Source organism: Ahrensia marina, from assembly GCF_001293565.1.
In the GTDB taxonomy this organism is placed as follows: domain Bacteria; phylum Pseudomonadota; class Alphaproteobacteria; order Rhizobiales; family Rhizobiaceae; genus Ahrensia; species Ahrensia marina.
The window spans coordinates 13710-40195 of record NZ_JXMU01000014.1 but is presented as its reverse complement, the minus strand read 5'-3'; the positions used below and the strand labels follow the sequence as shown (position 1 = coordinate 40195).

Below are 26486 nucleotides of genomic sequence, written 5' to 3'. Positions count from 1 at the left end.
CAACTAATACGCTTATTTTCATGGAGAGACAATCATGAACAAGCAAACATCTGCAGATGCGCTCAAAGACAGCGCCGCGCATATTGATCTACATGCGGGCTATATGCCCGGTTTTGGTAACGATTTTGAGACAGAAGCGCTGCCGGGTGCTTTGCCTCAAGGTATGAACAGCCCACAAAAATGTAATTACGGTCTTTATGGCGAGCAATTATCCGGCACTGCTTTTACCGCGCCGAGCCATCAGAACGAGCGCACATGGTGTTATCGTATTCGTCCGTCGGTCAAACATACGCACCGGTTTGAGAAAATTGATCTTCCATACTGGAAAAGCGCACCGCATGTTGATCCTGACGTTGTGAGCCTTGGCCAATATCGCTGGGATGCGGTGCCGCATTCATCCGAAAAGCTGGACTGGCTGACCGGTATGCGCACAATGACAACCGCCGGTGATGTGAACACGCAAGTCGGCATGGCAAGCCATATCTATCTGGTGACAGAGTCGATGCAGGATGCCTATTTTTATTCTGCGGACAGTGAACTGCTGATCGTGCCGCAGGAAGGTCGCTTGCGCTTTTGCACCGAGCTTGGCGTGATTGATCTGGAACCGCAGGAAATTGCGATTATTCCGCGCGGGTTAGTTTACCGTGTTGAACTGATTGACGGTCCGGCGCGCGGATTTGTATGCGAGAATTACGGACAGAAATTCGATCTGCCAGGCCGCGGCCCGATTGGCGCGAACTGCATGGCCAATCGCCGTGATTTCAAGACGCCGGTTGCAGCTTTTGAAGACAAGGAAACACCAAGCACAGTGACGGTTAAATGGTGCGGGCAGTTCCACCGAACCAAAATTGGTCACAGCCCGCTGGATGTTGTGGCGTGGCATGGGAATTATGCGCCGGTTAAATATGATCTGAAAACATATTGTCCGGTTGGCGCCGTGTTGTTCGACCATCCCGATCCGTCGATCTTTACGGTTCTAACTGCGCCGAGCGGTGTTGAGGGAACAGCCAATATCGATTTCGTTCTGTTTCGCGAGCGCTGGATGGTAGCGGAAAATACATTCCGTCCGCCTTGGTACCATAAGAATGTCATGTCCGAATTGATGGGTAATATTTATGGCCAATACGATGCCAAGCCGCAGGGCTTTGTGCCCGGCGGTATGAGCCTTCACAATATGATGCTGCCGCATGGACCGGACCGCAACGCTTTTGAGGGTGCCTCCAATGCGGATCTTAAAGCGGTAAAACTTGATAATACGATGTCATTTATGTTCGAAACGCGCTTTCCTCAGCATCTGACAAAGTTTGCAGCGAGCGAAGCGCCGTTGCAGGATGATTATATTGATTGCTGGAGCGATCTTGAGAAGAAATTTGACGGCACACCGGGCGAAAAATAACGCCAGACAAAGGATAGATATTTATGAAATTAGCAACGCTCAATAATGGCAGCCGTGACGGTGTGCTGGTGGTTGTTTCAAAAGACCTGACACAATGCACGGCGGTCGGCCATATCGCGCCGACTTTGCAGGCGGCACTTGATAATTGGGCCAAGGCTGCACCGCGCCTTCAAAGGGTGGCGGAAATGTTGGAAGTTGGCGCCGAACCTGTGCAGCGTTTCCATGAAAGCGAAGCTCTATCGCCGCTGCCGCGTGCCTATCAATGGGCGGACGGGTCTGCCTATGTGAACCATGTAGAACTGGTACGCAAAGCACGAAATGCCGAAATGCCGGACAGCTTCTGGACCGATCCGCTGATGTATCAGGGCGGTTCAGATACATTTCTTCCACCGCGCGCACCGATCGTCATGGCCGATGAAGCCTATGGTATCGACATGGAGGGCGAAGTCGCTGTCGTGGTTGATGATGTGGCGATGGGCGCATCGCGCGAGGAAGCGCTGGATGCAATCCGTCTTGTCATGCTGGTCAATGATGTGTCGCTGCGCGGGCTTATTCCGGCAGAGCTTGGCAAAGGGTTCGGCTTTTTCCAGTCAAAACCTTCATCGGCCTTTTCACCAGTTGCGGTAACGCCGGACGAATTGGGTGATGCTTGGAAGGACGGCAAACTGCATTTGCCACTTTGTGTGGATTATAACGGCAAGCCATTTGGCCGCGCTGATGCCGGTATTGATATGACTTTTGATTTCGGCACTCTGATTGCCCACGCCGCCAAGACCCGTGCGCTTGGCGCCGGTGCGATCATCGGCTCGGGCACAGTCTCCAACAAGCTAGACGGCGAGCCGGGCAAAGCAATCGCGGATGGCGGGGCTGGTTATTCCTGTATCGCGGAAATCCGCATGATCGAGACAATCAACAATGGCAAACCGTCAACGGAATTTATGAAGTTCGGCGACACCGTCCGCATTGAAATGAAAGACGAAGACGGCAAGTCCATCTTCGGCGCAATTGAACAGACAGTGGAAAAATACAATGGCTAAGGCATTCGCATCACAAGGTGACATGAGCGAGAAAAAGATCACGTTCGACGAAATCGGAAAGGATCTTTGGGCATTCACCGCAGAAGGCGATCCGAATTCCGGCGTTATCATTGGCGATGACAGTGTGATGATCGTGGAGGCGCAGGCAACGCCGCGCCTTGCCAATAAGGTGATCGAAAAAGTTCGCTCCATCACGGATAAGCCGATCAGCCACGTAGTGATGACGCATTATCACGCGGTGCGTGTTCTGGGCGCATCGGCCTATGAGGCTGACCAGGTTATCATGGGCGATACTGCGCGTGCGATGGTGGTCGAGCGCGGGCAGGAAGATTGGGATTCTGAATTCCAACGCTTTCCGCGCCTGTTTGAGGGCCATGAAAGCATTCCGGGCCTGACTTATCCCACCACCACATTCAGCGACACGATGACGGTTTATCTCGGCAATCGCCGTGTTGACCTTACGCATCTTGGCCGTGCGCACACGGCCGGCGACATCGTTATCCATGTGCCGGATGAAAATGTGATGTTTACCGGTGACATCGTCGAAGATCATTCAGCCTGTTATTGCGGTGACGGGCATTTTCATGAATGGGGACACACACTGGATAATATAGCAGCGTTTGATGTGGATGCGATTGCGCCGGGACGCGGCGGCGCGCTGGTTGGCAAACAGGCAGTCGAGCGGGCTATTGAAAGCACCCGCGATTTTGTGGACAGCACCTATGCGCCGGTTGAGCGTATTGCCGCGCGCGGCGGCTCGCTGAAAGACGCCTGGGATGCGGTGCGCGCATCGTGCGATCCGAAGTTCAAAGACTATGCGATTTATGAGCATTGCCTGCCGTTCAATGTGGCGCGTGCTTATGATGAGGCCCGCGGTATCGAGCATCCACGGATCTGGACCGCACAGCGTGATCTGGAAATGTGGGAAGCACTTCAAGGGTAGATTATGGCGGGCCGCTATCAGACAGCTTTCAAGCTTTATCCTTATAAAAAGGTAGCGGCGCAGGCTAGCGGTAAGATCGTGCGCCATCCGGTTGTGATCGTTGGCGGCGGTCCTGTCGGTATGACATTGGCGCTTGATCTTTGTCAGCGCGGCACACCGGTTCTGGTGCTGGATGACCATGACGGTGTCGGGCTTGGCAGCCGTGCCATTTGTTTTGCGCGGCGCACCTTGGAAATAGCGGACCGTTTGGGCTTTGGGGCCGCGTTGCTTGATAAAGGAGTGCGCTGGGAAGTCGGCAAAGTTTTTTACGGCGCTGATAAGGTGTTTGAATTCAACCTGTCGCCGGAGGCGGGGTTTAAAGCGCCTGCCTTTATCAATTTGCAGCAGCCTTATTTCGAAAAATTTGCTGTCGAGCAAATCCGCAAGGAGCAGGCGGAAGGTGCGCCCATAGAAATTCGCGGCTGCAATGAGGTCGTCAGCGTTGAGGATAGAGGCGATTATGTGCGCCTGTGCGTCGATACACCTGATGGCGAATATGAACTGGAAGCTGATTGGCTGATTGCCTGTGACGGTGCGCGCTCACCGGTGCGCGAAATGCTCGGGCTGTCATTTGACGGACGTGTGTTTGAAGACAATTTCCTGATTGCCGATGTGATGATGAAAGCGGATTTTCCGCCCGAGCGCTGGTTCTGGTTTGAACCGGCTTTTGAGGGGGCAGGGCAATCGGCTTTGCTGCACAAGCAGCCGGACGATATCTGGCGGATCGATTTTCAACTGGGCTGGGATATTGACCGTAAAGCAGAACTTGAACCGGCAAAAATCCGCGCCCGCGTTGATGCAATGCTCGGGCCTGATGCCCAATATGATCTGGAATGGACGAGCATTTATACATTCCAGTGCAGGCGGATGGAAAAGTTCCGCCACGGGTCTGTGCTTTTTGCCGGTGACAGCGCCCATCAGGTGTCACCGTTCGGTGCGCGCGGGGCTAATTCCGGCGTTCAGGATGCGGAAAATCTCGCCTGGAAGCTTGATCTTGTTGTTAAAGGTTTGGCACCGCAATCGCTGCTGGACAGCTATGGCGAAGAGCGTGAGCATGGCGCGGACGAGAATATTCTCAACTCGACCCGTGCGACGGATTTTCTGACGCCGAAATCCGATATGAGCAAGATTTTCCGCAATGCGGTGCTTGAGCTTGCCGGAAAATATGCGTTTGCGCGCACCATGGTCAATTCAGGGCGGTTGTCCGTGCCGTGCGTTTATGACGGTTTAAGCTTAAATGGCGATGATGAACTGGAAGGGCCGCACATTTCGCGTGTGGGCGCGTCATGCCCCGATGCGCCGTATGACGGGGCTTTTTTGCTTGATGCTTTCAATGGCGATTTCACGCTTCTGGCAATCAATGCCGAAGTGCCGGAACTGGTTGAAGTGGATGGTATATGTGTCAATTCAATCAGAATTGAAAAACCGGATGATGCGCTTGCCGTGCGTTATCTGGGAAGCCAAAAATCAGCAGTTTATCTGATCAGGCCGGATCAGCATATCTGTGCGCGCTGGCCAGTCTATAACGAAGCAAAGGTAAGAGCGGCGCTTAATCATGCCTGCGGGAGAGAATAGATGCGTGACCTTAATCTAGAACCGAATATTGCCGATCCCGATGGTTTTTATGATGAACTGATTGCCGCCCATAGCGCGTTATCGAAACAGGAAAGTGACGCGTTTAACGCGCGGCTTATTCTCATTCTTGCCAATCATATCGGTGATCGTGCTGTATTACGCAAAGCGCTGGAGGCCGCGAAATGAGTGTTGTTCTTTATGATTACTGGCGCTCTTCGGCCAGCTACCGCGTTCGTATAGCGCTCAATCTGGCCGGCATTGCCTATGAAAGTGTCAATATAGACCTTTTGAAAAAAGATCATAAATCGGCGGCGCATCTGGCGCGCAACCCGCAAGGGCTGGTGCCTGTGCTGGAGATCGACGGGCATTCATTGACGCAGTCTCTGGCCATTCTGGATTATTTGAATGAAACGCGGAACATGGGCTTGCTGCCGGATGATCCGGTTTGGCGTACCAAGACACAGGCGCTCGCCCATTCCATCGCTGTCGATATTCATCCTGTTTGCAATCTGTCCGTCGTTGGCTACGCCACAAACGGCGAAGAGCCTGCGCGCACAAACTGGATGAGGCGCTTTATCGAGCCGGGGCTTGCTGCTTTCGAAGCGCAATTATCACAGTTTGACCAAGCCCCGTATTGTACAGGCGCGGCGGTTGGTCTCGCGGATATTTGCCTGATGCCGCAGCTTTATAATGCGCAGCGCTGGGACGCTGATTATTCCGGCTGTCCACGCATCATTGATATCGCTGCAAAGCTTTCAGAAATTCCGGCATTTCAGGCCGCGCATCCGGACCGGTGCAAGCCTTAGAGCGTGTCTGCTTTTTACTCAATCGCATCCACGCTCTAACCCTTTGATTTGCCACATGTCCGGGCGGAAAACCGGTCCCCACTTTTCCTGACATGCTCTAAATAGCTTTAAAATGTAATGCGCAGTTTTATCGCCCCGCCATAGGTTTGATAAGCGGATTGGCCGATACCTTGATAAAAACCGGAAAAGTCCAACCGGCTGTTCTGGTTGAAATTGACGCCTAGTCCGGCATCAATGCGGGCACTGAGTTTATCGCTATTTGTGCCGAGCGCTGCCCCGTCATCAATGTTTTGTAGGCCGGTGTCTTTGAAATTCCAGATACCTTTAAGACTGATTTGTGGCGAAAGACCGATACCGTTTTCCATGTAAAATTCGCGCGATAAGGATGGGCCGAATGTCATTTGACCCAGTTCGACAGTCTGCGGCGCAATCAATATGTCATTGTCATCCACATAGGCTTTCTGCTCCTCGCGAATGTAAATCATCGACAGAGCGGGCGTGAGCGTCCAGTCACCCACATTAAAATGACCTGTCAATTGACTACGGGCCAAGAGACGCTCTGTTTCGAACTGATCAACATATGTGCCGAGCGGATTGACGGTGTTTTGTGACTTTCCGTAAGCGATACGACCATCGAAAACCAGATTATCCGCCAAGCGAATAACGGCGTATGGGCCAACCATCCAGCCGTGGCCGGATGCTGAAATATTATCTGTCTTGTAATGGTCTTGTGCCCAGTCAAATTGAGTTATCGCACCCACAATTAAATTGTCGTTGATGCGGTAATCAACGCCAAGATGAAGGATTGCAAAGTCCTGATTTGCACTCGCTGACGATGATTTGCTGAAGTTGCCACGTATCCAGATGTTATGCTTTTGATCTTCTTCTCCGAATGAGGGCGGCAGTCTTTCAAGAAGGCGGTTGATACTGCCTTCAAAACTGGCAGAGATTTCTCCTTCTCTGACCTTGGCTTCATAAGAGAATTTTTCTGTCGCACCCAAACCGCCGCTTTCGGTCAAGCGTCCACTGAGGTCTGGTTCATTTGCGGCAATCTGTTTAACGCGCCGGTTCAGAAAATTATTGATCACTGCGCCGGTGCGCGTCTGCACATAGGCGTGGTCAGCATAGGTGGCGTAAAAGGTGTTAGACGCGGCGTTGAAATTGCCTGACGCGTCCTGTGCGGCGTTACCGTTGACACCGACAGACAAATGTCTCTGCGAGAGAGGCGTTGCAATGGCTGTAAAAATGCTGGCGTAACCGGCAGCTTCATTCGTCGGAACAACCGAGCCGACATTCATATTACTCAGCGATAAATCAGCATGATTGAAGCCGGTAACCGGTTCGGAAAATGTAAAAGTCAGTGTGAATGGCGTAGCTGAATCGAGCATCGTATCACTTCCCAAATCGCTGCTTATGGTCACATTTGGTGCCGTGCTGTCGCTCATGTTCGCAGTAAGCTGCGCTGCGGCGAGGCTCAGATTTCCGGCATTATCTGTCGCGACCCCCGCTGCAATATTGATCGTCACGTCGCCGCTGCCATCGGGGGTGATGGTGAACTGGAATATGTTTTGCGGATCAGGAGCGTTTGTGTTGAGGGATGCGGACGCATTGGTGACTGTTATGCTGCCTGAGGTAAAGCCGAAAACCGCTTCAGAGAACGTCACAGTAATATCAAACGGGTCGAGCGTTTCTTCAGGAAATGACAAATCGCCGGAGACAGTTGTCACACTAACCGTTGGTCCGACATTATCGATAAGAACAATGTTGATGATATTGGACAAAATATTGGTGTTCAGATGTAGATCGAGCAGTGTTCCGCCCAGCAGACCAATACTGATATTGCCGTTACCATCGGGCGTTACTGTTACACGGTATTCAAGCGCAGATATGCTGACAAGATTGCTCAGTGTTGCATTTTGAACATCAAATATTTGAGTATCATCAAGGCCCGTTACCGGCTCGTTTAAAGAAACGGTGATGTCGAAAGGGGCCGGATTGCTGGCATTGATCGGGCCAGCGAGTGAGGTGCTGAGTGTTGCCGCCGGCAATATATTATCAATGCTGACGGATGAGCCATCTGTTGTTGATGTCACGGCTGAGATGATATTACCCAGTAAATCGACAAGGCCGGACACTGAAATTGAAACAGCACCCTGTGCGACTGCACCGCTGCCAATGGTTACCGATGCCGAAAATTCCGTCATGCCGTTCTCGTCGATAACACTTGCCGGTAATCCTGCGATGGTCACCACGGGCATGTCGCGAAGAACGACAGATGATTCAAAGCGAAGCCGGATTGTATCGCCCGCGCGGGCTTTTGTGGCGCCAAGGTCTGCACTGTCTGACTCAATGGTGACAGATGAAAGCGCGCCCAGCACGGTATTGGTTGCAAGGGTTAGCGTGTTGGACACGGTATTTAAATTACCTGCCGCATCACTGACAGTTCCCGCTGCAATGCTGATTGCGGGGTTGAATATGGGCGTAACAATTGAAGTGAAATTTTGGTTGTCCCCGCTATAAACGGGCAGGCTAGTAAGGCCGCCGAGCAAAGAAATGATACCAAGACCGGAAAACCCGCTGATAGGTTCTGAAAAACTGTAATTGACCAAAAATGGAGCGCTGACCGGCGCAATCGCTGCTGTTGAGATTGTTACGCTTGGCGGTGTCGTGTCCACGCTGACAGTCGAGCCGTTTGTGCTAGCAGTCATCACTGCGGTGCTGTTGCCCAGCAGATCAACAACGCCGGATATATTGATTGCCTGCAGTCCTTCCGGACTTGCCAGTGAGACCATAACGGTTGCTGTGTAATTGCCGGGCGCACCGGCGCTCACAGTAGCCGCTATGCCGCCAATGGTAACGGTTGGCGCGCCGGTCAGCGGTTCGTCAAACACCATGGATAAAGTGATCTGATCACCGGCTTTTGCCAGTGAAGACGCCGGATTGTTAGACGCGATATGAAGTAGCGTTGCCGATGGTGCTTGGGAATCTATCGTAAAAGTCTCATTGACGGATGGCACAACAGTGCTGTCCAGTAGAACCCCATTATCCACGGCGTTTATAGTTGCGGCAGGATTGATCGAGATACCGAGCGATCCGCTATAATTGGCAAGACCAGCACCTGCAATTTCCACTGTCCAGACATCGCCGCCGGCATTGCTGCTGACTGTATCGACGGCGATGGGGGTAGGGCCGGAAAGCATAAAGTCGTTGGCACCGACATTAATCACCGGCTTGCTGAATATGACGGTAAATGCCGGTGTCGCGCCTGCGCCGAGAATTGCGGCACCTTGCCGCTCGATGGATAGTACAGTTGGCGCTTGGGGAACAAAATCAACCTTGTTCATTGTCAGTTGCGGTACATTGTTTGCGGCAGCGGCAAAGATATGCCCATGCCATCTTTTCCATACACCGCCTTCCTGTCCGGTGAACTCCAGCTCATAATTGGTGGCTGAGGAATAAGAGATGCCATTAGCTTCATTTTTTGTGATGGACACATTGGTCAGGCCGCATTCACTTTGTAAGAAATTAACATCAATGGCCGGCACACCGAGCACGATATCAGCACCGGCGACCACTTTTTGATAATAGCGACCTTCCGGCGTGGCGCGGTTCAACCCCTTTTCGACGAAAAGCCAGATGGATGACAGTACGATTGTGTTGGTGGCTGAAACACCGAAATCACATGTGCCTGCGCTTAAGGTTGGCCCCGATGCGCTTAAGCCAACGCCGAAAGCATGGGCTCGGTCAGCCGTATAGGTGAAAAAAGCTGAGGCGAGCGTTAGCAATGCGTATATAAATGAGAGTGAAAGAGATTTCAGAGAATTCATCGACCTTTCTCCATTTCATCGAGCGGCGCTGCCAATCTGAAAAATGAAGCAAGATCGGTCGCCTAGCAGACCTTGTTTGCGGGCCTGCTGAGCGAAGTGAATCAATTTATGGTTAGTAATCTAACGCCACGAAATGCAATCTAAAGTTGTGTATAATTGTGCAAGTTGTACCGCGTGAGGGATTTGGTTTAAAATCAGGCGGACTTCATTTAAACGCGGGTTCTGGTCTCTGATGGTCTCGGACGCGACAGGGTGGTCCAAATTGCCGATGCGACGATCAGAGCTGCGCCAATTGCAAATGTGATGCTTGGCACTTCATCAAAGACAAAATAACCGATTGCTGTTGTCAGCAGCAGGCTTAGATAGCCCAATATTGCCAGAAAGCCTGCCTCTGCCCTGCCGTGTGCTTGCAGGAAGCAGAATTGGGCGCATTGCGAAAACGCACCGATTGCAAGCAGGGGCAGCAAATGTTCCGAAGTGATAGGTGTCCAGAAATAGAAGGCGAGTGGCGCGGTAAGCAGCGTTAAGCCGGCAGTATAAAACACCATCATGACAACAGTTGGCGTGCCGGAAAGTTTGCGCGTCAGGATGATCGCCGATGTGCCAAACAGCACTGTGAGGAACATTGCGGGTAGACCCCATGTAAAGGGCAATGTGCCAGGTTCAACGGCGATTAGCACGCCGATAAAAGCAATGGCCGCAGCGATCCACCGCCGCCCGGCCACGACTTCTTTTAGAAAGAAAACAGCCATGATCATTGTGATGATCGGGCGCGTAAAACTAATCGCAGTGACCAGCGCAAAGGGCAGGCGGGAGATTGCAAAAAAGCTTGTGGTGAGCGCCAATGTCGAAAACAGGACACGAAAACCATGCAAGTGCCAGCGGTCAATATGGGCAAAGGAGCGCCGCGCATACCAAGCCCAAGGCAGCATGAGCAAAAGACCGATGCAGGCGCGCAGGAACACAATTTGCGCCGCAGGATAGCCAAGCCCCAAAGCTTTGACGATCGTCAAAGCCCAGATGTTGAGCGACATATCCGCCAGCAGCCAAGCGCCGCCGGACAGGTTTCGCGGTGCTGGTTTAGCTGCGTTTTGCAAGTAAATTGGCCATCAAACGAAAGGCACCGGGAACCAGTTTTTCCATCTGGTGGTGCAGGATTAAAGCACAATGCGTGTGCCGGCCCTTGCCAATGTCAGCGGTAAGCAAAGCACCTTTGTGCGGTGCTTCATCTGGGTCAGACATTTCCAAGAGCGGTTGATAGGCATCTGCCCACGCTTTTGCAAAATAAAGACCGCGTTCTTTATGCCAGTCCTGCCAATCCTGCGGACCTATCTTGTTGGGCGTAGTAAGCAGCGGATGATCGCAGAGATATTTGACGTCAGAGGCTTCGTCGGTCACACGCCAACGCAAAGATGGCTGTCCGATTTCCAGCATTTCGGGCGGGATGGTCTCTTTGTCCCAATTATCCCAAGGGCGGTGATAGAGCGTGAGCAAGGTTCCGCCTGCGTGCGTCCATTTGTGCAAGCGCGGCATTTGCTCTGCCAGACCTTTGCGGAACTTCATCGCGAAAATACCGATGACAATCGTGTCAAACTTTTCCAGTTGCGCATCGGATTGCAGATCCTGATCGCTTATCGCCGTGACATCAACGCCCATACGCTCCAGCCAGTAATCAATACGGTCATTACCGCCGCCAATATAACCGACTTTTACATCCGGCAGTTCAGCATCGATGACTTGAACCTGCATTTGCGCGGGACGGGCCAATGCGCGCGGTTCTATATGATCATAGTCGATCATTCGTACAGTCTGAGCGTCATTGCCATTTAAGCGTAAAGCAATTGTGTGACGTCCGGTGGCAATATCATCCGGCAGGTCAAGATCGAAGCCCGATTGATTTTGCGTTGCACGCCATTCATCCGGCGTTTGAAGGGTTGCCTGACTATCTGCGGGCGCAATATTGCTGACATGAAGTTTTATCGAGCGGCGTTCTGCGTGCCTGTTCACAACGTCAGCAAGCGGCGCAATATCGGCTGCCTGATCAGGCAAGACCAGCGGCGTGACTTCAAACGGGATGCGCGTTTCAGTTTTAACGCCGTGCGTCTCAAGCGTCAGCAAGGCGCATGGTGCTTGTGGTTCGCCGGGCAAATATACGGGCGGGTATGGATCGGTGAGGGCGGCACCATTAAGAGCGACGCCATTATCTGTTGCGCGCCATCCACCGGGTAGGCTCAGCGATGTTTCGCAATTGTCTGCCGCGCCTTGGCGCAGTTCAAATTCAATTGCTGTATTGTCATTGGAACGCAGATTGGTCTTGCTTGCGCGTGCGGTAAGCTGTGCGCCCGCCGCAAGGCGAATGACATGGGCCAATTGTTCGCGTTTGCGCTCAATCTTGTGGGCCAGTTCATTTGAAACGCTGGCATTTTCGAGTGCTTTATAGGCTGACGAGGCGTGCTTTAATACGCTGTCAAAATCAGGAAAAGCGGCACATGCGGCATCAATATGTGTTTGCGCTTCGCTTAAACCCAATGCCCCTAGATCATTGGACAAACCGGAAAATAATGTGTCGTCCGGACCGTCAACATGGCTTTCCACCAGATGCAGCGGCCAATCACGCTCTTGGCCAACAGGTACCCATTTTCCCATGGCCTGAGTGCGGTGAAAAGCGCGGCTTTGCTGGCCGATATGGGCGTAAGACCAGCCGGTCACGGGGTCTGTATCTTTCGCCTCGATGGTCAATGTGGCAGGCGGTGGCGGCGCATCATCATCATAGGCCTGACCTGCGCCCGACCATGCAGGCAGATAGAGTTTCTTGACCTGCCAAGGCGGTAAATCGCTGCCTTTGTAATCGGGGTCGGCGGCAAGCGCCATAACGAGATGGGCGGCTTCTGTCATCGCGCGGTGGTGGCCGTGCTGACCGGAAATATCCAGAAAAGTCGGGCAGATAATGTCGGGTTTTTCGGTGCGCAAAATATCGACAAAACGGGCCAGTGTACGCTCACGTCCCCATTTCCCCATTGTCTCAATGCCGGATTTGGAAAAGCCGAAATCAAATATTGCATCATTGGGAGATGTGGATAGCCAATACATGCGCAAGTCTAAGATGTCGCAGGCGCGCTCCATTTCCGCTGTGCGCAAAACGCCAAGCGCTTCGGTTGCTTCAGTGCCGATATCGTTCTGTCCGCCTTCGCCGCGTGTCGAGCACGCATAACTGATATCAATGCCGTCACGATAGCGCATAGCCGCAAGCATTTCCGATATTTCATCATCGGGATGGGCGCCTGTGTTCATAAAGGAGACAATGGTTTTCAGTGATGTCAGCGCGCGCCATAGCCCGATGATGCGCGGCTGTAATTGTTCGCGGGCAATACGGGTTTGATCGGTCAATGGCATGAATATTCCTCGGTCAGAGCGATGTCGCGTTCGGCGTGAAAGCGCGGTTGAGAATGAGTGATGCTGCTCCCAGTGTCGCGGCCATGCGCCCGCACGTGCCAATTTGCAGTCTGGGGTGCGGATTGTCCTCGCGATTGGAAACGGACAGCGTTGGCAGCACTGTGCGGGTCGTTAGATATTCCAATAGCGGGGCAGGCATGGCACCGCCCAAAATAATCGATTGCGGGTCAAACAGGTTTTCGATCAGCGCTAATGCCTGTGATAGGGCATCCGCGCCTGCGTCCAGCCATTGCATGAGCTTGGGGTCTGATTGATTGAACAGATATTCAATCGCCGTAATATCAATCGTATTATTGGCGTTCATGTGCTTTTGAATGGCCACACGGCTTAGCTGGCTTTCAAGCGATTGTGGACCGTTAGCAGTCATCACCTGCACATGACCGATCTCGCCCGCATTGCCAAAAGCGCCTTTGACGAGCTGGCCCTGATTGATCAGTCCGAGACCAAGTCCGGCACCAAAATACAGATAGGCAAAGTTGTTCAGCCCTGTCGTAATCTGCTCCGACATTGCGGCTGCGTTCGCGTCATTGCTCAGTTCCACCGGAAGCTGGAGCGCTTCTTCGAAAAGAGCATGAGCATCCAAATGTTGCCAGCCCGCAAGGTCAGAACCCAGACCGGACACACCTGTCTGACCGAAAGGCCCCGGTATCACAATGCCCGCACCCATAAGCCTTTTGTCATCAACCCCGGTTTTCTCAAGCATTTCGGCGCGAAGCTTAAGCAGCATATTTATCAGATATTCCGGCTCATTGTTCTTCAAGGTCCGCCGGCGGGTGGCAGTGGCATTACCGTGAAGATCCACAATCGCGGTAAAAATCGCATCGGGACGGATTTCGACGCCAAGGGCATATCCGCCTTCTGCGTTAATGCCGTATTGCACCGCAGGCAGTCCGCGCCCCTGTGAGCGGGTGCCTGCTTCAACAAGCAGTCCATCGGCTTGCAGGTCGGCAATGATGTTGCTGACGGCCTGTGTCGACAGGCCAAGATTCCGCGCGATTTCGGCTCTGCCCATCTGTCCCGCAGAGCGGATTTGCCCCAATGCTGCCTGTCTATTCGACATGCGGGAGCGCTCTGCATTGGTGCCTGAAATCAAGGGTGCTGGTGTCATGATCATTAATTAACTCAACTCACTTGATAACTCAAGTCATTTGAGTTAATAAGAATATGAAATTTATATGCGTCATGAAAAAAGTGCCGCGTCACGCGGAAAATCAAATCGGAGGAACTATCAATGAAACGCAAGATTCAAGCTTTGGCTCTGGCCACACTAACCAGTACTGCCGCTCTGTTTTCCAGTTCAGCGCAAGCTGTTGAAATTGAGTATTGGCAATATTTCTTTGATGCGCGTGTTGCTGCGATGGAGCAGTTGATTGAGGGGTTCGAGGCGGAAAATCCGGACATCACCGTTAAGATGACGCATTTCCCGTATGCCGATTACCGCACAAAGGTTGCCGCTGCTATTCCTGCTGGTGAGGGGCCGGATGTTGTGCAGTTGTTCTATGGCTGGCTGAATGATTACAAAGAAGCCAAGCTGATTCAGCCGCTGCCGGCATCGGAATTTCCGGTTGATCAGATCGACAAGGATTTCTTCCCGATGGTTCAGGCCATGAAAGAGGGCGATAATTACTGGGCTCTGCCGACAGCTGTGCGCAGCCTTGCTCTGTTCTATAATGAGCGCTTATTCGATGAAGCTGGCGTGGAAAACCCGCCGGAAACGCTGGACGAGCTGGTTGAGACAGCCAAGAAACTCACCAAAGTTGATGGTGCGGGTAATATTACGCAGGTTGGTATTACAGCCGGTATGAATGCACAGGACCACCATTGGTTCCGCGAGGTTCTTGTGCGCCAGATGGGCGGCGATCCTTACAAGGACGATTACAAGACCGTCAATTACAACACCGAAGCAGGCCAGAAGGCGCTCGAATATTATGTGGGCCTGGCAAAGGACGAGAAAGTCACATCATTCGGCTTTATGGACGAGCCGCAGGCCGCGTTTAAAGCTGGCCGCGCTGGTATGCATATTGATGGTTCATTCCGCATCGGTTCGCTTGAAGATACGCGCGGCTTAAAATGGGGTGTGGCTGAACTTCCGGCCGGTCCCGACGGCACAAAATCGAACTATTCTTCGTACTGGGTGAATGCGATCACATCAAAAGCCGAAGGCGAAAAATACGATGCTGCGGTCAAGTTCATGACATATATCACTTCTGACGAAGCGATGCAGATCTGGCTCGATACAGTGGGCGAACTACCGGCCAAGCCATCTGTGGGTATGACGGAAGAAAATGCAAATAATGAGATTTTCGGACCGTTCATCCGCGGTTTGGAATACGCGCATACGACGATTTTCGTCAATGAATCCGCGCAGCGCCAAGCCATGATGGATATGGTGTCACGCATGGATATCGAAGGCCAAAGCGCTGCCGATTCCATCGCCATCGCTGCTGAGGAAGAGCAGAAAATCCTCGACGAATATTACGCAAAATAATCTCGAAACAACCACAGCTATGCCATCCCTGAAACTTCGGGGGTGGCACACTTCCAGCATGGCGGGTGACACCGGATGACATTTTATCGAAATCTCACCATAAAACAAAAACAGATCGTGTGGGCTTGGGCGTTCCTTGCATTGCCGGTCCTGTTTTATGGCCTCATCCGGTTCTACCCGACCGGCACGGCCTTTCTTATTTCATTTCAGGAATGGAACCTGCTTGGCGCGCGCACATGGACGGGTTTGGATAATTATATCAAGCTCTGGAATGATCCGGTATTCTGGAAAGTGTTCAAGAACACATTCGCCTATCTTTTGATCGGTACGCCGGTCTCGCTCGTCCTGAGTTTTATCATTGCCTATCATCTGGATAAATTGCGCTTCATGCACGGCTTTCTGCGCATGCTTTACTTCCTCCCGTTCATGACCTCTGCGGTTGCCATGGCGTGGGTGTGGCGCTGGTTTTATCAGGACGTGCCAATCGGTCTGTTTAACAATCTTCTTGCCAGTGTGGGTATCGCGCAAATCTCGTTTTTAAATTCGACAACCAATGCTTTGCCTGCCGTTTTGGCACCGGCCGTATGGGCGGGGCTTGGCTTTCAGGTGATTATTTTTATGGCCGGACTGCGCGCTATTCCGATCAGCTATTATGAAGCCGCGAAAATTGACGGTGTCGGCTGGTGGACAGTGCTGACGCAAATTACCCTGCCGCTGTTAAAGCCGACAATGGTTTTCATTGTTGTGTTCTCGTCAATCGGTTTTCTGCGCATTTTCGATCATGTGTTCAACATGACGACCAATAATCCGGGCGGTCCGCTCAATTCAACCAAACCACTCGTTCTGATGATTTATGACACCGCGTTTAACGGCTTTAATATGGGCTATGCAGCGGCACAAACAGTTGTTCTTTTCATGATCCTTCTCATCGTTTCACTGTTGCAGCTACGCCTTTTGAGGAGTGAATAATGACCATAGCTCCTGATGTTCCTGCAGGTATCCGCCCGACAACCGATGCCGCGTTAGCCGCGCCAAAGGGCAAGCCGAAAAATCTGGGTCAGATCATTCGCTGGCTGCTGCTTTTCGCCGGCGGTATTCTCATGATCATGCCGATTGTTTACATGATCTCGACGTCGCTGAAATGGCCGCATGAGGTTTACAATGTGAACCTTATTCCCGAAGAGCCGACAATAGAGAACTATACATATGTTCTTGAAGACGGGCGGTTTTACTGGTGGTTTGTCAACTCGCTGATTATTGCGGTGATCACCACCATATGTAACCTGCTGTTTGACAGCCTTGTCGGGTACACATTGTGCAAGTTCCGTTTTCCGGGCCGCCAGCTTGTGTTTATCGCGATCCTATCCACGCTTATGATTCCGACCGAAATGCTGGTTATTCCTTGGTATCTGATGTCACAATCATTCGGGTGGCTGGATACGTATTGGGGCATTATGTTCCCCGGCTTGATGACAGCATTTGGCACTTTTCTGATGAAGCAGTTCTTTGAAAGTGTGCCGGACGATTTTATCGAAGCGGCGCGTATTGACGGGCTTAACGAGCTTGAAATCTGGTGGAAGGTGGCGATGCCGCTCGTCAAACCGGCTTTGGCAGCGCTCGCCATCTTCGTTTTCCTTGGCAATTGGACTGCGTTCCTGTGGCCACTGATCGTTACCAATTCGGTTGATATGTACACCATTCCTGTTGGCCTGTCCGGCTTTGGTGACGAGGTTGATGTTGCATGGGAACTGATCATGACAGGCGCCGCGATCAGCACAATTCCGACACTCATCGTATTCCTGATTTTCCAACGCTTCATCATACGCGGCGTCGTGATGGCAGGATTGAAAGGATGATTATTGCACTGCGTACCGTTTTCAAAAAGCCGGTGCAAAATCGCCAGAGGACATTATGAAAGACACAACGACATTTCCTGATCCTACCTACAAAAAAACGGTGCTCGCGCGGCTTTTTGAAGGGGTAAAGCAGCACTATGCGCAGCATATGGCCGCGATCAATAAAGCGCATCTGGTTATGCTTTCGCAAACCGGTATTCTTGAAGCTGAGCAGGTGGGCAAGATTGCACGCGCGCTCAACGAGATCGAGCAGGAAACGGACATAGCGGCGCTGCAATATACAGGCGAGTATGAAGATTATTTCTTCGTGGTTGAAGCCGCATTGCGCAGCCGTCTGGGTGATCTTGGCGGCATGTTGCACACCGCGCGTTCACGCAATGATATGGACCACACTCTATTCAAGCTTGCACTGCGAACACGCGCGGCGAGCCTGCTGGAGCAGATGGAAACGCTTACCGCCGCGCTGATCAAAAAAGCGGAAGCGGAAGCCGATACGCTTATTGTTGCCTACACCCATGGCCAGCCGGCACAGCCAACGACATTTGGCCATTATCTGGCGGCGGTCATTGAAGTTTTAATCCGCGATATGGAGCGGCTCAATGCGGCGGCCGATAATCTGGAACATTGCCCGATGGGCGCGGCTGCAATCACAACGTCAGGCTTTCCGATTGACCGTGACCAAATGGCTGACCTGCTTGGATTTGACGGTCCGCTTGTCAATTCTTACGGCTGTATCGCTTCGGTTGATTACATCACCGGACTGTATTCGGCGATGAAACTGGTGTTCCTGCATATGGGGCGGGTCATTCAGGATATGGGTGTATGGTCCAGCTTTGAGGTCGGCCAGCTTTATGTACCAAATTCGCTGGTTCAGATCAGTTCCATCATGCCGCAAAAGCGCAATCCGGTGCCGATCGAGCATATGCGTCACCTTGCATCCGTTACCGTCGGACGCTGTGACATGATGGTCAACACCATGCACAATACGCCGTTTACAGATATGAATGACAGTGAAGGCGAAGTGCAGCAGGCAGGCTACGCAGCCTTTGCATCCGGCGGGCGGGTGCTTGAATTACTGACGGCATTTTTGCCCGCCTGTTCAATCAATGCGGACAATGTGAAGCGCAATACCGATGCGGCCTGCATCACCATAACAGAGCTTGCCGATACGCTTGTGCGTGAAGAAAAACTTTCCTTCCGGCAAGCCCATGAAATTGCGGCGGCAACAGCGCGTGCGGTGATTGCGGCGGGCAAACCGCTTAGCGAAGGCTTTGCTGATTGTGCGGCTGCTTTTAGAAAAGAAACAGAGCGCGATCTGGCAATGAACGAGGCGCAATTTGCTGTGGCGACATCGCCTGAGAATTTTGTTGCAGTCCGTAATAGAACCGGCGGCCCTGCGCCCGAAGCGCTTGCAAATGCACTGGCCGGTTATTCCTCCGCTTTAAGTGCAGTTTCCGATCAATGCGCAACGCGTAAAAATCGCCAGTCAAAGGCCGGTTCGGACCTTGATGTGGCCTTTATTTCCCTTTTGGAGTATTAACCCATGGCCAATCTCGCACTGCGAAATCTGACAAAAGCTTTCGGCAATACCGAAGTGTTGCATGGCATCAATCTTGAAGTGGCAGACGGTGAATTTATCGTTTTTGTTGGTCCTTCCGGCTGCGGCAAGTCAACGACATTGCGGATGATTGCCGGTCTTGAGGAAGTCACTTCGGGCGAGGTGATTATCGGCGACAAAGCCGTGAATAATCTGGAGCCGAAAGAGCGCGATATCGCCATGGTTTTCCAGAATTATGCCATTTATCCGCACATGTCGGTTAAAAAGAATATCGCGTTCGGTTTGCGCTCTTCCAAACTATCCAAGGAAGAAAAAGAGGCGCGTATTCTGGAAGTGGCGGGCATTCTTGATATGGTGCCGCTGCTCGACAGGAAGCCCAATGCGCTTTCCGGCGGGCAAAGACAAAGGGTGGCGATTGGCCGTGCGATGGTGCGCGATCCGGCCGTGTTCCTGTTTGATGAACCGCTCTCGAACCTTGATGCCCAGCTTCGCACGCAAATGCGGCTTGAAATCAAAAAGCTTCATCAAAGGGTAGGCAATACGATTGTTTTCGTTACGCACGATCAGGTCGAGGCGATGACAATGGCTGACCGTATCGTGATTATGAAAGACGGCCATATCCAGCAGATCGGCACACCGGCGGAGGTATATCATCAGCCTGCCAATGCGTTTGTCGCACAATTTATCGGTGCGCCATCCATGAATATGCTGCCCGGCACTTTGAATGGCAAAGGCCTTAAACTCGGCGCGGGCTCTAGTCTGAAAACCAAATGGAAAAGCGACAGCGCGCTTGATGTGATGGTGGGTGTGCGGCCTGATGATTTGACCGTGGGTAAGGGCGATCCTATCGTTAGTGGCAAAGTCACCGTCAGGGAACCGCTTGGACCGGAGACGCTGATTTATGTTGATACACCGTCAGGTGAGGTCATCGCCAAAGCGTCCGGACGAACGCCGCCGGAGCTGGGTGAAAAAGTCGTGCTTTCAGCCGATCCGGCCAATCTTCATGTGTTTGATGCAAAAACGGGAATGGCAGTGCAGTGACTTCACCAGCTCTCTCCAATGCAATCTTGTGTGCCGGACGGCTTTATTGCGATCTGGTGTTTACCGGCGTTCCAAAAATGCCCGCCATGAACACGGAGATATTTTGCGATGATGTGTCACTGCATGCAGGCGGCGGTGCCTATATCACGGCGGCGGCGTTCAACGCTTTAGGGTGGGAGGCCTGCCTTCTGGCCACATTGCCTGCCAGCCCTTTTGATACGATTGTGCTGCGCGATATCAGAAAATCCGGCGTGGCGACAACACATTGCAAAGCTGCCGCCTATGGCGACAAGCCACAAATTACGGTTGCGATTACAGGCGATGATGATCGTGCTTTTCTCAGTCATAAAACAGGTGCGGCTTTGCCGGATATCTCGATCGCGGAAGGTACGTTCAGGCATCTGCATATCGGCGAACTGCGCAGCCTGATCGAACATCCTGATCTTGTTGAAAAAGCGCGGGATAACGGAATGACCATTTCCGTCGATTGCGGCTGGGATGAAGCCCTTATGAAACAGGGCAGTTCTCTACAACCGCTTCTGGAAAAAATTGATGTCTTTTTGCCCAATGAATCCGAATATGCGCATCTGGTTGAATCCGGTCTTAGAGAAGGTGCGGTACCGCTGACGGTTGTAAAATGCGGCGGCGATGGTGCCCGCGCACTTCGCGGCGGAAAATGGATATCCGAGCCGACGGTTAAAACAACTGTTGTCGATGCGACCGGTGCAGGCGATGCTTTTAATGGCGGGTTTTTATCAAGCTGGTTATTGGGCAAGGTGCTTGATGAATGTCTGGCAAATGGCAACCGCTGCGGCAGCGCGTCTGTTCAGCAGGCAGGCGGCACAGGCGGCCTTTCGCGCCTGCGTTCCGAGTTTGGCAATGCCACCATGCGCGCGGCGCAGTAAACAGCGGTAGCCGAACACACGTTATTCTTTGCCTGCCAGCATGACGGTTTTCAAAGTTTGAAAAGTTTGCGAGTTCGACATCTGGCTGACATTAAAGCGCATAAATTGCGCCATGTTTTGTGAGGGGCTGAACACATTGCCGGGAGCAAGCACGACATTTTGTTCAAGCGCAGCGCTTGCGATCCGCGCTGAATCCAGACCGTCCGGCAGGGTGCACCAAAGGTAAAATCCGCCGCGCGGCATCAGCCAGGGTTTGATGTTCAGCGCCTCCAGTTTTGTTGCGATTTCCAAACGCTTCTTTGATAATTTTTGCCGCACATCTTCCATATGTTTGCGGTAGCTGCCGTCGCTTAAAACCTGAAAAAGCAATGCCGATGCCATGGGGCTTGGCCCGCCAAAATTGGTCGCCACCTGCAGGTCAACCAACGCTTCAATCCACTCGGGCTTCGCCGCAATATATCCGCACCGGACGGATGCGGATAGCGTTTTGGAAAAACTACCGATTCTGATCACACGTTCCAAACCGTCAAGCGCAGCAAGGCGCGGAGAAGGCGAGGGTTCAAACGCCGAGAAAATATCATCCTCGACAATGGTAACATCGTGCTGCGCGGCAAGGGTTAGAAGCCGGTGGGCCGTTTGCGGCGATATGGTTGCGCCCGTTGGATTATGCAGGGCTGAATTGGTGATATATAAACGCGGCTTGTGCGTACTCAATGCTTCAGAAAAGCGGTTTATGTCCGGCCCCGTCACAGTATAGGGAACGCTTATCACCTTCACATCATGCGCCTTCAGCAAAGCCTGAAAGTTGAAATAGCACGGATCGTCGATGACAACGCTATCGCCCGGACGCAGCAGAAAGCGGCAGATCAGATCAATCGCCTGTGTGCCTGACACTGCCAGCATGATCTGCTCCGGCCGGATGGTTATGCCTTCGTCGGAAAGATGGCGCGCGAGCAATTGGCGAAGGTTTCTCGCGCCGCGTGTGCTGCCATATTCGGACAGTAAATTATCATCAGCGCGGGCAAGCTTGCGAAGGGCTTTGCGAATGGCATCGTTGGGCATCCAGTCCGGCGGCAGCCACCCGCAGCCGGGTTTCAGCATTTCGGCCTCAGCGTCAAGCGATTGGCGCGATACCCAAAAGGGATCGATCTCGCGGTCAAGTTTCGGGCCTAATGTCGCCAGATCAAGCGGTGCCAGCGTGCTGCAAACATAAAAACCGGAGCCCGGCCGCGAGCGAATAATGCCCTCGCCAGCCAGACGGTCATATGCATCGACAATTGTCGATGGCGACACATTCATGCGTGCTGCAAAACTGCGAATGGAGGGCAGCCTTTCATCGGGCACAAGCGTACGGTTGCTAATTCTCTCGCGGATTTCATCCATAATTTGCGCAGTGCGGGTGCCAGCCATAGACCAGTTCTCCGGCTTGAGTGATCAAGTGTATGGTATTTTGTTGCCATACAGTTTGATCAAATTGTACTGTTTTGTCACTGTTCGCGTCAACGCTTTCTGGTAATCCCTGTTCTTTCTTTTCAGGGATAGGATTATGCAATTATCAACAGTTGGATGGGGCAGCGGCCTGCTGGGCGTTATCATATTTAGCGGCTCTTTACCGGCAACACGTGTTGCCGTTGATGGATTTGACCCACTATTTTTAACATCCGCACGCGCGGTTATCGCGGCTTTGCTGGCCGGTTTTCTGCTTTGGGCACTCGGCCAGAAAAAGCCATCGCGTAGTGATCTTGGTTCTTTGCTGATTGTTGCTTTAGGGGGCGTTGCCGGATTTCCATTGCTGACTGCGCTGGCGCTTCAACATGTGACGTCAGCGCATTCGATCATTTTTATTGGTCTGCTGCCGCTTGCAACGGCATTCTTCGGTGTCTTGCGCGGTGGTGAACGGCCCAAGCCGGCATTTTGGGTGTTTTCAATGACGGGGAGTCTTCTGGTTGCGGGTTTTGCATATTTCCAAGGCAGCGGCGGTTCTCTGAAGGGTGATCTGTTTATGACCGCGGCAATTATCGTGTGCGGGCTTGGCTACGCGGAAGGGGCAACACTTTCGCGGCGTCTTGGTGGTTGGCAGGTGATTTCATGGGCCTTGGTTTTATCCATGCCGGTCATGTTGATTATCGCGGCGATGACACTGCCTGCGACCGTGCAAAATATCAGCGCACAAGCCTGGGTTGGTTTGGGCTATGTGTCGGTGTTCAGCATGCTGGTCGGTTTTGTATTCTGGTATCGCGGTCTGGCTCTTGGCGGTATTGCCGGTGTCGGGCAATTGCAATTATTGCAGCCGTTTTTCGGTCTGCTTTTAGCGGGCGTCCTGCTTGGCGAAACCATAGCAGCATCCATGATTGTTATCGCTGTGCTGGTTGTTTTCTGCGTGGTGGGGGCAAAGCGGTTCGTTTAAGCAATGTTTTGCTTTGCCCAAATTAATGAGCAAAGCTTTTGCATGTGCGCCTAGCGCAAAATCGCGGCAATGTTACCGCCATCAACTGTCGCCACATTACCGGTTGTTTTACTTGCCAAGGCTTGTGACAGGAAAATTTCGGCAACGTCACGTGCGGTGACTTCCTGCTGCAAAAGATTGCCAGCCATATAGTCGTCGACGCTGACCCCTCTGGCAGAAGAGCGGCTTGCAATCATATCATTGTCCAAAAGGCCGGAACGAATGCGGTCGGCATTGACGGCGTTCGAGCGCACGCCGATTGCGCCATATTCCAATGCGTATTGACGTGATAGAAACAGTGTTGCTGCCTTTGGCAGGCCGTAAGCGCCGAAATTCGCCCCCGGATTGATCGCCTGTTTCGATGTATTATAGAGCAGGCAGCCGCCTGTGCCTTGAGCCTTGAAAATTTCAATGGCTGCTTGTGAAATTGTCTGATGGCTAAAGAAGTTTAGCTCGAAACTCTTGCGCAATGTTGCATCATCAAGTTCACCGATTGCGCCTTCCCATGCAGCGCCTGCATTGGAAACGATAATGTCCAAGCCGCCATATTGAGTGCTTGCTTTGTTAAAGGCAGCCGCGACCGATTTTGCGTCGGTGACATCACATGCCAGCCCCAGATGGCCGTTGCCCAATGCTGCGGCAACTTCTTCTGCTTTGTATTGTTCAAGGTCGGCAACAACGATTTGTGCGCCTTGCTCGGCAAAGACCTCACAAGTTGCTTTGCCGATAGCGCCTGCGCCGCCGGTAACCAGCACGACTTGTCCATCAAGCGGCCGCTTCTTTGCTGTGGCAAGCTTTGCCTGTTCCAGCGACCAATATTCCAGTTTGAACAATTCGCCCATTTCCACCGGCTTGAATGCGCCGTGTGCTTCTGCGCCCGATACTGTTTCGATGAAAATTTCACCGACATCGCCAGCAATTTTGGCGTCCTTGTAGGTTCGCCCGAAGCCGACGAGGCCGAAGCCCGGGATGAGTGCAAGGCGTGGCATCGGGTCAAGCATTGTGCGCTTGATATCGTCCTTGGCGTCATGCTCGCTAAAATATGCGGTGTAATCTTTGACGAACTGTTCGACGGCCTGTTCAACCGCTTGGCTAAACTCTGTCATTTTGCCTGCTTCCGGCGCAGGTAAGATCACAGGCTTGTTTTTAATCCGAATGGAAAGGTCCGGTGTTGGCATGCCTCTGGTGGCAAACTCGGCCAGATCGGCAGCATCGACAAAATCCCTGACTTTATCATTCGTGCGATAGTCACAAATAAAACGTTCATATTCGCCGCCGCCCAAAACATGTGCGACCGCGCCGCGAATGATTGGCAATACTTTTTCTGGCGCTTCAATGTTTGCGGGTAAGTCTGCTTTTGGAAATGAGGTAAATTTCCTGTTTTTCTCAACATAGTTTTCAGCAGCAGTAACCGCGTCAATCATCAGGTCGTAAGCGGTTTTTGCATCATTGGCGAAAGTGAAAATACCGTGCTTATCGAGGATCAAACCGTCGACATCGGGGTTTTGCTTGTAAACTTCGGCGGCTTTTTTGGCTAGATCAAAGCCCGGCATAATGTAAGGCACAAAGCCGAAGCGCTTGCCAAAAATCTCTTGAGCCAGATCGAAGGAATTTTCCTGATCGATGATCGCAAGCACGCCGGTCGAGTGGGTGTGATCGACGAATTTATGCGGAATAAATGCATGAAGCAGCGTTTCAACCGATGGGTTGGGCGAACTGGAATTGATGAGGTTGGAACGCTGTAATTCAACCATCATTTCATCGGACAGAGAATCAAAGTTGCGCGTGCGTAGCAACGGTTCGATCTTAACCGCAGGCAAGCCTTCAGGCTCGATGACGCCCATGTCCCAGCCGCTGCCTTTCACGCACAGAACATCCCATTCCTGACCGGTAATGTCTTTGGCTGTGGTTTTAACCGATGTATTGCCACCGCCGTGGAGTACAAGTTGCGGTACACGGCCCAGCAAGCGGGTTGTGTAAACTCTTAAGGCCAAATCCTCGTTGACGCCTTTTTTGGCAAGTTCTTCAACAAGGGCTGCCGCGTCACTGTCGATCCAATTGTTCTGCATTATCTTCTTTCACTTAATTCAAATGTCATGCGCGCAGGAAAATTTGCGCGCGCGTTTACGGCTGTGCCGGTTTATGCGTTGGCTTTTTTGAGAAGCATCATCGCGGTTTCATCGCAGGTCGCCAGATGAGTCGCGTAGCCACCACGGATGGCAGCCAGCATCGGAGCCACCCGCTTTTGGCCCGAGCCGACGAGCAAGCTCATTTCTTTATTTTTCATTTTGTCGAGTGTAATGCCGATCATACGTTCTTCGACATCTGTAGGCATGTGGTTGCCATCGGCATCGATTAATCGTCCGCAGATGACGCCTGTTGCACCTTGCTCTTTGTATTTTTCCATCTGCTCGAAATTCATAAGGCCGGTTTTCATAATGTGGCTGTCTTCGTTGCAGGTGCCGCAGGCAAAAATGGTTTTGTTGCAACTGGTCACGGCGGCCATTTGTTCAACAATCACAGGCTCGGCCAAAAGTTGCTGCACCAGATTTTTATCGGAAAGCAAAAGCGGTACATGCAGATTGACGCAATGCGCGCCAAACTGACGGGCCAGCATGGCCGAACAAATTTCGGCTGCAAATCCTTTTGATGCCGGTCTTGAACCAACAAGCTGGACAATCTCCAGATCTTCTATGGTTTGGTTGGGCGCGGCTTCGGATACCTGAAAAATGGTTTCGCCCCAGGCAACGCCCAGTCGGTCGCCTTTTGTCAAAAGATGCGGCAGCCAATCAGCCGCCATTTTTGCAACACGCGCGGCGCTTGAACCATTGGAGGAGGGCGCGATGCTAACTTCTTTCAAGCCGAAAGTGTTGGCAACTTTGCGTGCCAATTCATGCTCGGTGAAAATACCCGGATCAAGAGAGATGCGGATGTAGCCGCGCTTGCGCGCCTCGGAAAGATAATTGACGACCGACGCTCTGGAAATATCGAGCTTGGTGGCAATCTCGTTCTGGTTAAGCCCCTCGTGATAATAACACCATGTTGCATCCAAGATCGCCCGTTCCTGGCGATCAAGGCGAATGTCATCATTTGCGCGGGGCTTACTGTCAGGCAAA

The 26486-nt window shown here is 52.2% G+C and carries 20 protein-coding genes; 13 read left to right on the top strand and 7 right to left on the bottom strand.

All coding sequences use genetic code 11. The features are described from left to right. Positions 1-34 precede the first annotated feature (34 nt). From hmgA to maiA, 6 genes are read left to right on the top strand one after another with little or no spacing between them, the layout of a single operon-like run. Positions 35-1396 (top strand): homogentisate 1,2-dioxygenase, encoded by a 1362-nt coding sequence (hmgA, locus tag SU32_RS10260; protein WP_053999272.1) that lies wholly within the window; start codon positions 35-37, stop codon positions 1394-1396. Between the two features lie 23 nt (positions 1397-1419). Continuing rightward, positions 1420-2433, top strand: coding sequence for a fumarylacetoacetate hydrolase family protein (locus SU32_RS10255; RefSeq protein WP_053999271.1), 1014 nt, complete (start codon positions 1420-1422; stop codon positions 2431-2433). After that, positions 2426-3376 (top strand): MBL fold metallo-hydrolase, encoded by a 951-nt coding sequence (locus SU32_RS10250; protein WP_053999270.1) that lies wholly within the window; start codon positions 2426-2428, stop codon positions 3374-3376. The genes SU32_RS10255 and SU32_RS10250 overlap by 8 nt, the downstream gene beginning before the upstream one ends. A gap of 3 nt (positions 3377-3379) precedes the next feature. After that, the gene (locus SU32_RS10245; RefSeq protein WP_201454923.1) at positions 3380-4990 is read left to right on the top strand and encodes an FAD-dependent oxidoreductase; all 1611 of its coding nucleotides are present in this window, start codon (positions 3380-3382) and stop codon (positions 4988-4990) included. Next, positions 4991-5176, top strand: coding sequence for a DUF2783 domain-containing protein (locus SU32_RS10240; RefSeq protein ID WP_053999268.1), 186 nt, complete (start codon positions 4991-4993; stop codon positions 5174-5176). Next, a complete protein-coding gene (gene maiA / locus SU32_RS10235) occupies positions 5173-5796 on the top strand; it encodes a maleylacetoacetate isomerase (protein ID WP_053999267.1) in 624 nt (207 codons plus the stop codon). The genes SU32_RS10240 and maiA overlap by 4 nt, the downstream gene beginning before the upstream one ends. 107 nt (positions 5797-5903) lie before the next feature. Here the strand turns inward: maiA and SU32_RS10230 are convergent, their stop codons facing one another. The 4 genes from SU32_RS10230 to SU32_RS10215 all read right to left on the bottom strand — a co-directional run bounded on the left by SU32_RS10230 (position 5904) and on the right by SU32_RS10215 (position 14190). Then, a complete protein-coding gene (locus SU32_RS10230) occupies positions 5904-9623 on the bottom strand; it encodes an Ig-like domain-containing protein (protein ID WP_053999266.1) in 3720 nt (1239 codons plus the stop codon). Between the two features lie 209 nt (positions 9624-9832). After that, complete coding sequence (locus SU32_RS10225) at positions 9833-10720, bottom strand: DMT family transporter (protein ID WP_245625521.1); 888 nt, start codon at positions 10718-10720, stop codon at positions 9833-9835. Then, positions 10704-13016, bottom strand: a complete 2313-nt coding sequence (locus tag SU32_RS10220; RefSeq protein WP_053999265.1) for a PIG-L family deacetylase — start codon at positions 13014-13016, stop codon at positions 10704-10706. Before SU32_RS10220 ends, SU32_RS10225 begins: the two co-directional genes overlap by 17 nt. A gap of 13 nt (positions 13017-13029) precedes the next feature. Further along, positions 13030-14190, bottom strand: a complete 1161-nt coding sequence (locus tag SU32_RS10215; RefSeq protein ID WP_053999264.1) for an ROK family transcriptional regulator — start codon at positions 14188-14190, stop codon at positions 13030-13032. Positions 14191-14307: 117 nt separating this feature from the next. Here SU32_RS10215 and SU32_RS10210 point away from each other — a divergent pair, with 117 nt between their 5' ends. From SU32_RS10210 to SU32_RS10185, 6 genes are all read left to right on the top strand, one after another. Next, positions 14308-15564, top strand: coding sequence for an extracellular solute-binding protein (locus tag SU32_RS10210; protein ID WP_053999263.1), 1257 nt, complete (start codon positions 14308-14310; stop codon positions 15562-15564). Between the two features lie 75 nt (positions 15565-15639). After that, complete coding sequence (locus SU32_RS10205; protein ID WP_053999262.1) at positions 15640-16533, top strand: carbohydrate ABC transporter permease; 894 nt, start codon at positions 15640-15642, stop codon at positions 16531-16533. Continuing rightward, positions 16533-17420, top strand: a complete 888-nt coding sequence (locus SU32_RS10200) for a carbohydrate ABC transporter permease (RefSeq protein ID WP_053999261.1) — start codon at positions 16533-16535, stop codon at positions 17418-17420. The genes SU32_RS10205 and SU32_RS10200 overlap by 1 nt, the downstream gene beginning before the upstream one ends. 55 nt (positions 17421-17475) lie before the next feature. After that, on the top strand, positions 17476-18960 hold the full coding sequence (gene argH / locus SU32_RS10195; RefSeq protein ID WP_053999260.1) for an argininosuccinate lyase: 1485 nt from the start codon (positions 17476-17478) through the stop codon (positions 18958-18960). A gap of 3 nt (positions 18961-18963) precedes the next feature. Continuing rightward, positions 18964-20019 carry an ABC transporter ATP-binding protein gene (locus SU32_RS10190; protein WP_053999259.1) on the top strand — a complete coding sequence of 352 codons (1056 nt, stop codon included), beginning with the start codon at positions 18964-18966 and terminating at the stop codon, positions 20017-20019. Beyond that, positions 20016-20924, top strand: coding sequence for a carbohydrate kinase family protein (locus tag SU32_RS10185; RefSeq protein WP_053999258.1), 909 nt, complete (start codon positions 20016-20018; stop codon positions 20922-20924). The genes SU32_RS10190 and SU32_RS10185 overlap by 4 nt, the downstream gene beginning before the upstream one ends. A 21-nt stretch (positions 20925-20945) precedes the next feature. On the opposite strand, the gene SU32_RS10180 is transcribed toward SU32_RS10185, so the two are convergent. Further along, on the bottom strand, positions 20946-22334 hold the full coding sequence (locus SU32_RS10180) for an aminotransferase-like domain-containing protein (RefSeq protein ID WP_053999257.1): 1389 nt from the start codon (positions 22332-22334) through the stop codon (positions 20946-20948). 136 nt (positions 22335-22470) lie between these two features. Between SU32_RS10180 and SU32_RS10175 the strand changes: the two genes are divergently transcribed. Continuing rightward, positions 22471-23331, top strand: a complete 861-nt coding sequence (locus SU32_RS10175) for a DMT family transporter (RefSeq protein WP_053999256.1) — start codon at positions 22471-22473, stop codon at positions 23329-23331. Positions 23332-23381: 50 nt separating this feature from the next. Here the strand turns inward: SU32_RS10175 and SU32_RS10170 are convergent, their stop codons facing one another. After that, a complete protein-coding gene (locus tag SU32_RS10170; RefSeq protein WP_053999255.1) occupies positions 23382-25439 on the bottom strand; it encodes a bifunctional aldolase/short-chain dehydrogenase in 2058 nt (685 codons plus the stop codon). Positions 25440-25510: 71 nt separating this feature from the next. Beyond that, entirely contained in the window at positions 25511-26485 is a 975-nt protein-coding gene (locus SU32_RS10165; RefSeq protein ID WP_053999254.1) for a sugar-binding transcriptional regulator, read from the bottom strand. Position 26486 lies beyond the last annotated feature (1 nt).

What these genes read in the sequence shown, in the direction of transcription:
- hmgA (WP_053999272.1), top strand. Translation starts at nt 35, where the DNA reads ATGAACAAGCAAACATCTGCAGATGCGCTCAAAGACAGCGCCGCGCAT.
- SU32_RS10255 (WP_053999271.1), top strand. Translation starts at nt 1,420, where the DNA reads ATGAAATTAGCAACGCTCAATAATGGCAGCCGTGACGGTGTGCTGGTG.
- SU32_RS10250 (WP_053999270.1), top strand. Translation starts at nt 2,426, where the DNA reads ATGGCTAAGGCATTCGCATCACAAGGTGACATGAGCGAGAAAAAGATC.
- SU32_RS10245 (WP_201454923.1), top strand. Translation starts at nt 3,380, where the DNA reads ATGGCGGGCCGCTATCAGACAGCTTTCAAGCTTTATCCTTATAAAAAG.
- SU32_RS10240 (WP_053999268.1), top strand. Translation starts at nt 4,991, where the DNA reads ATGCGTGACCTTAATCTAGAACCGAATATTGCCGATCCCGATGGTTTT.
- maiA (WP_053999267.1), top strand. Translation starts at nt 5,173, where the DNA reads ATGAGTGTTGTTCTTTATGATTACTGGCGCTCTTCGGCCAGCTACCGC.
- SU32_RS10230 (WP_053999266.1), bottom strand. Translation starts at nt 9,623, where the DNA reads ATGAATTCTCTGAAATCTCTTTCACTCTCATTTATATACGCATTGCTA.
- SU32_RS10220 (WP_053999265.1), bottom strand. Translation starts at nt 13,016, where the DNA reads ATGCCATTGACCGATCAAACCCGTATTGCCCGCGAACAATTACAGCCG.
- SU32_RS10215 (WP_053999264.1), bottom strand. Translation starts at nt 14,190, where the DNA reads ATGATCATGACACCAGCACCCTTGATTTCAGGCACCAATGCAGAGCGC.
- SU32_RS10210 (WP_053999263.1), top strand. Translation starts at nt 14,308, where the DNA reads ATGAAACGCAAGATTCAAGCTTTGGCTCTGGCCACACTAACCAGTACT.
- SU32_RS10205 (WP_053999262.1), top strand. Translation starts at nt 15,640, where the DNA reads ATGACATTTTATCGAAATCTCACCATAAAACAAAAACAGATCGTGTGG.
- SU32_RS10200 (WP_053999261.1), top strand. Translation starts at nt 16,533, where the DNA reads ATGACCATAGCTCCTGATGTTCCTGCAGGTATCCGCCCGACAACCGAT.
- argH (WP_053999260.1), top strand. Translation starts at nt 17,476, where the DNA reads ATGAAAGACACAACGACATTTCCTGATCCTACCTACAAAAAAACGGTG.
- SU32_RS10190 (WP_053999259.1), top strand. Translation starts at nt 18,964, where the DNA reads ATGGCCAATCTCGCACTGCGAAATCTGACAAAAGCTTTCGGCAATACC.
- SU32_RS10180 (WP_053999257.1), bottom strand. Translation starts at nt 22,334, where the DNA reads ATGGCTGGCACCCGCACTGCGCAAATTATGGATGAAATCCGCGAGAGA.
- SU32_RS10175 (WP_053999256.1), top strand. Translation starts at nt 22,471, where the DNA reads ATGCAATTATCAACAGTTGGATGGGGCAGCGGCCTGCTGGGCGTTATC.
- SU32_RS10170 (WP_053999255.1), bottom strand. Translation starts at nt 25,439, where the DNA reads ATGCAGAACAATTGGATCGACAGTGACGCGGCAGCCCTTGTTGAAGAA.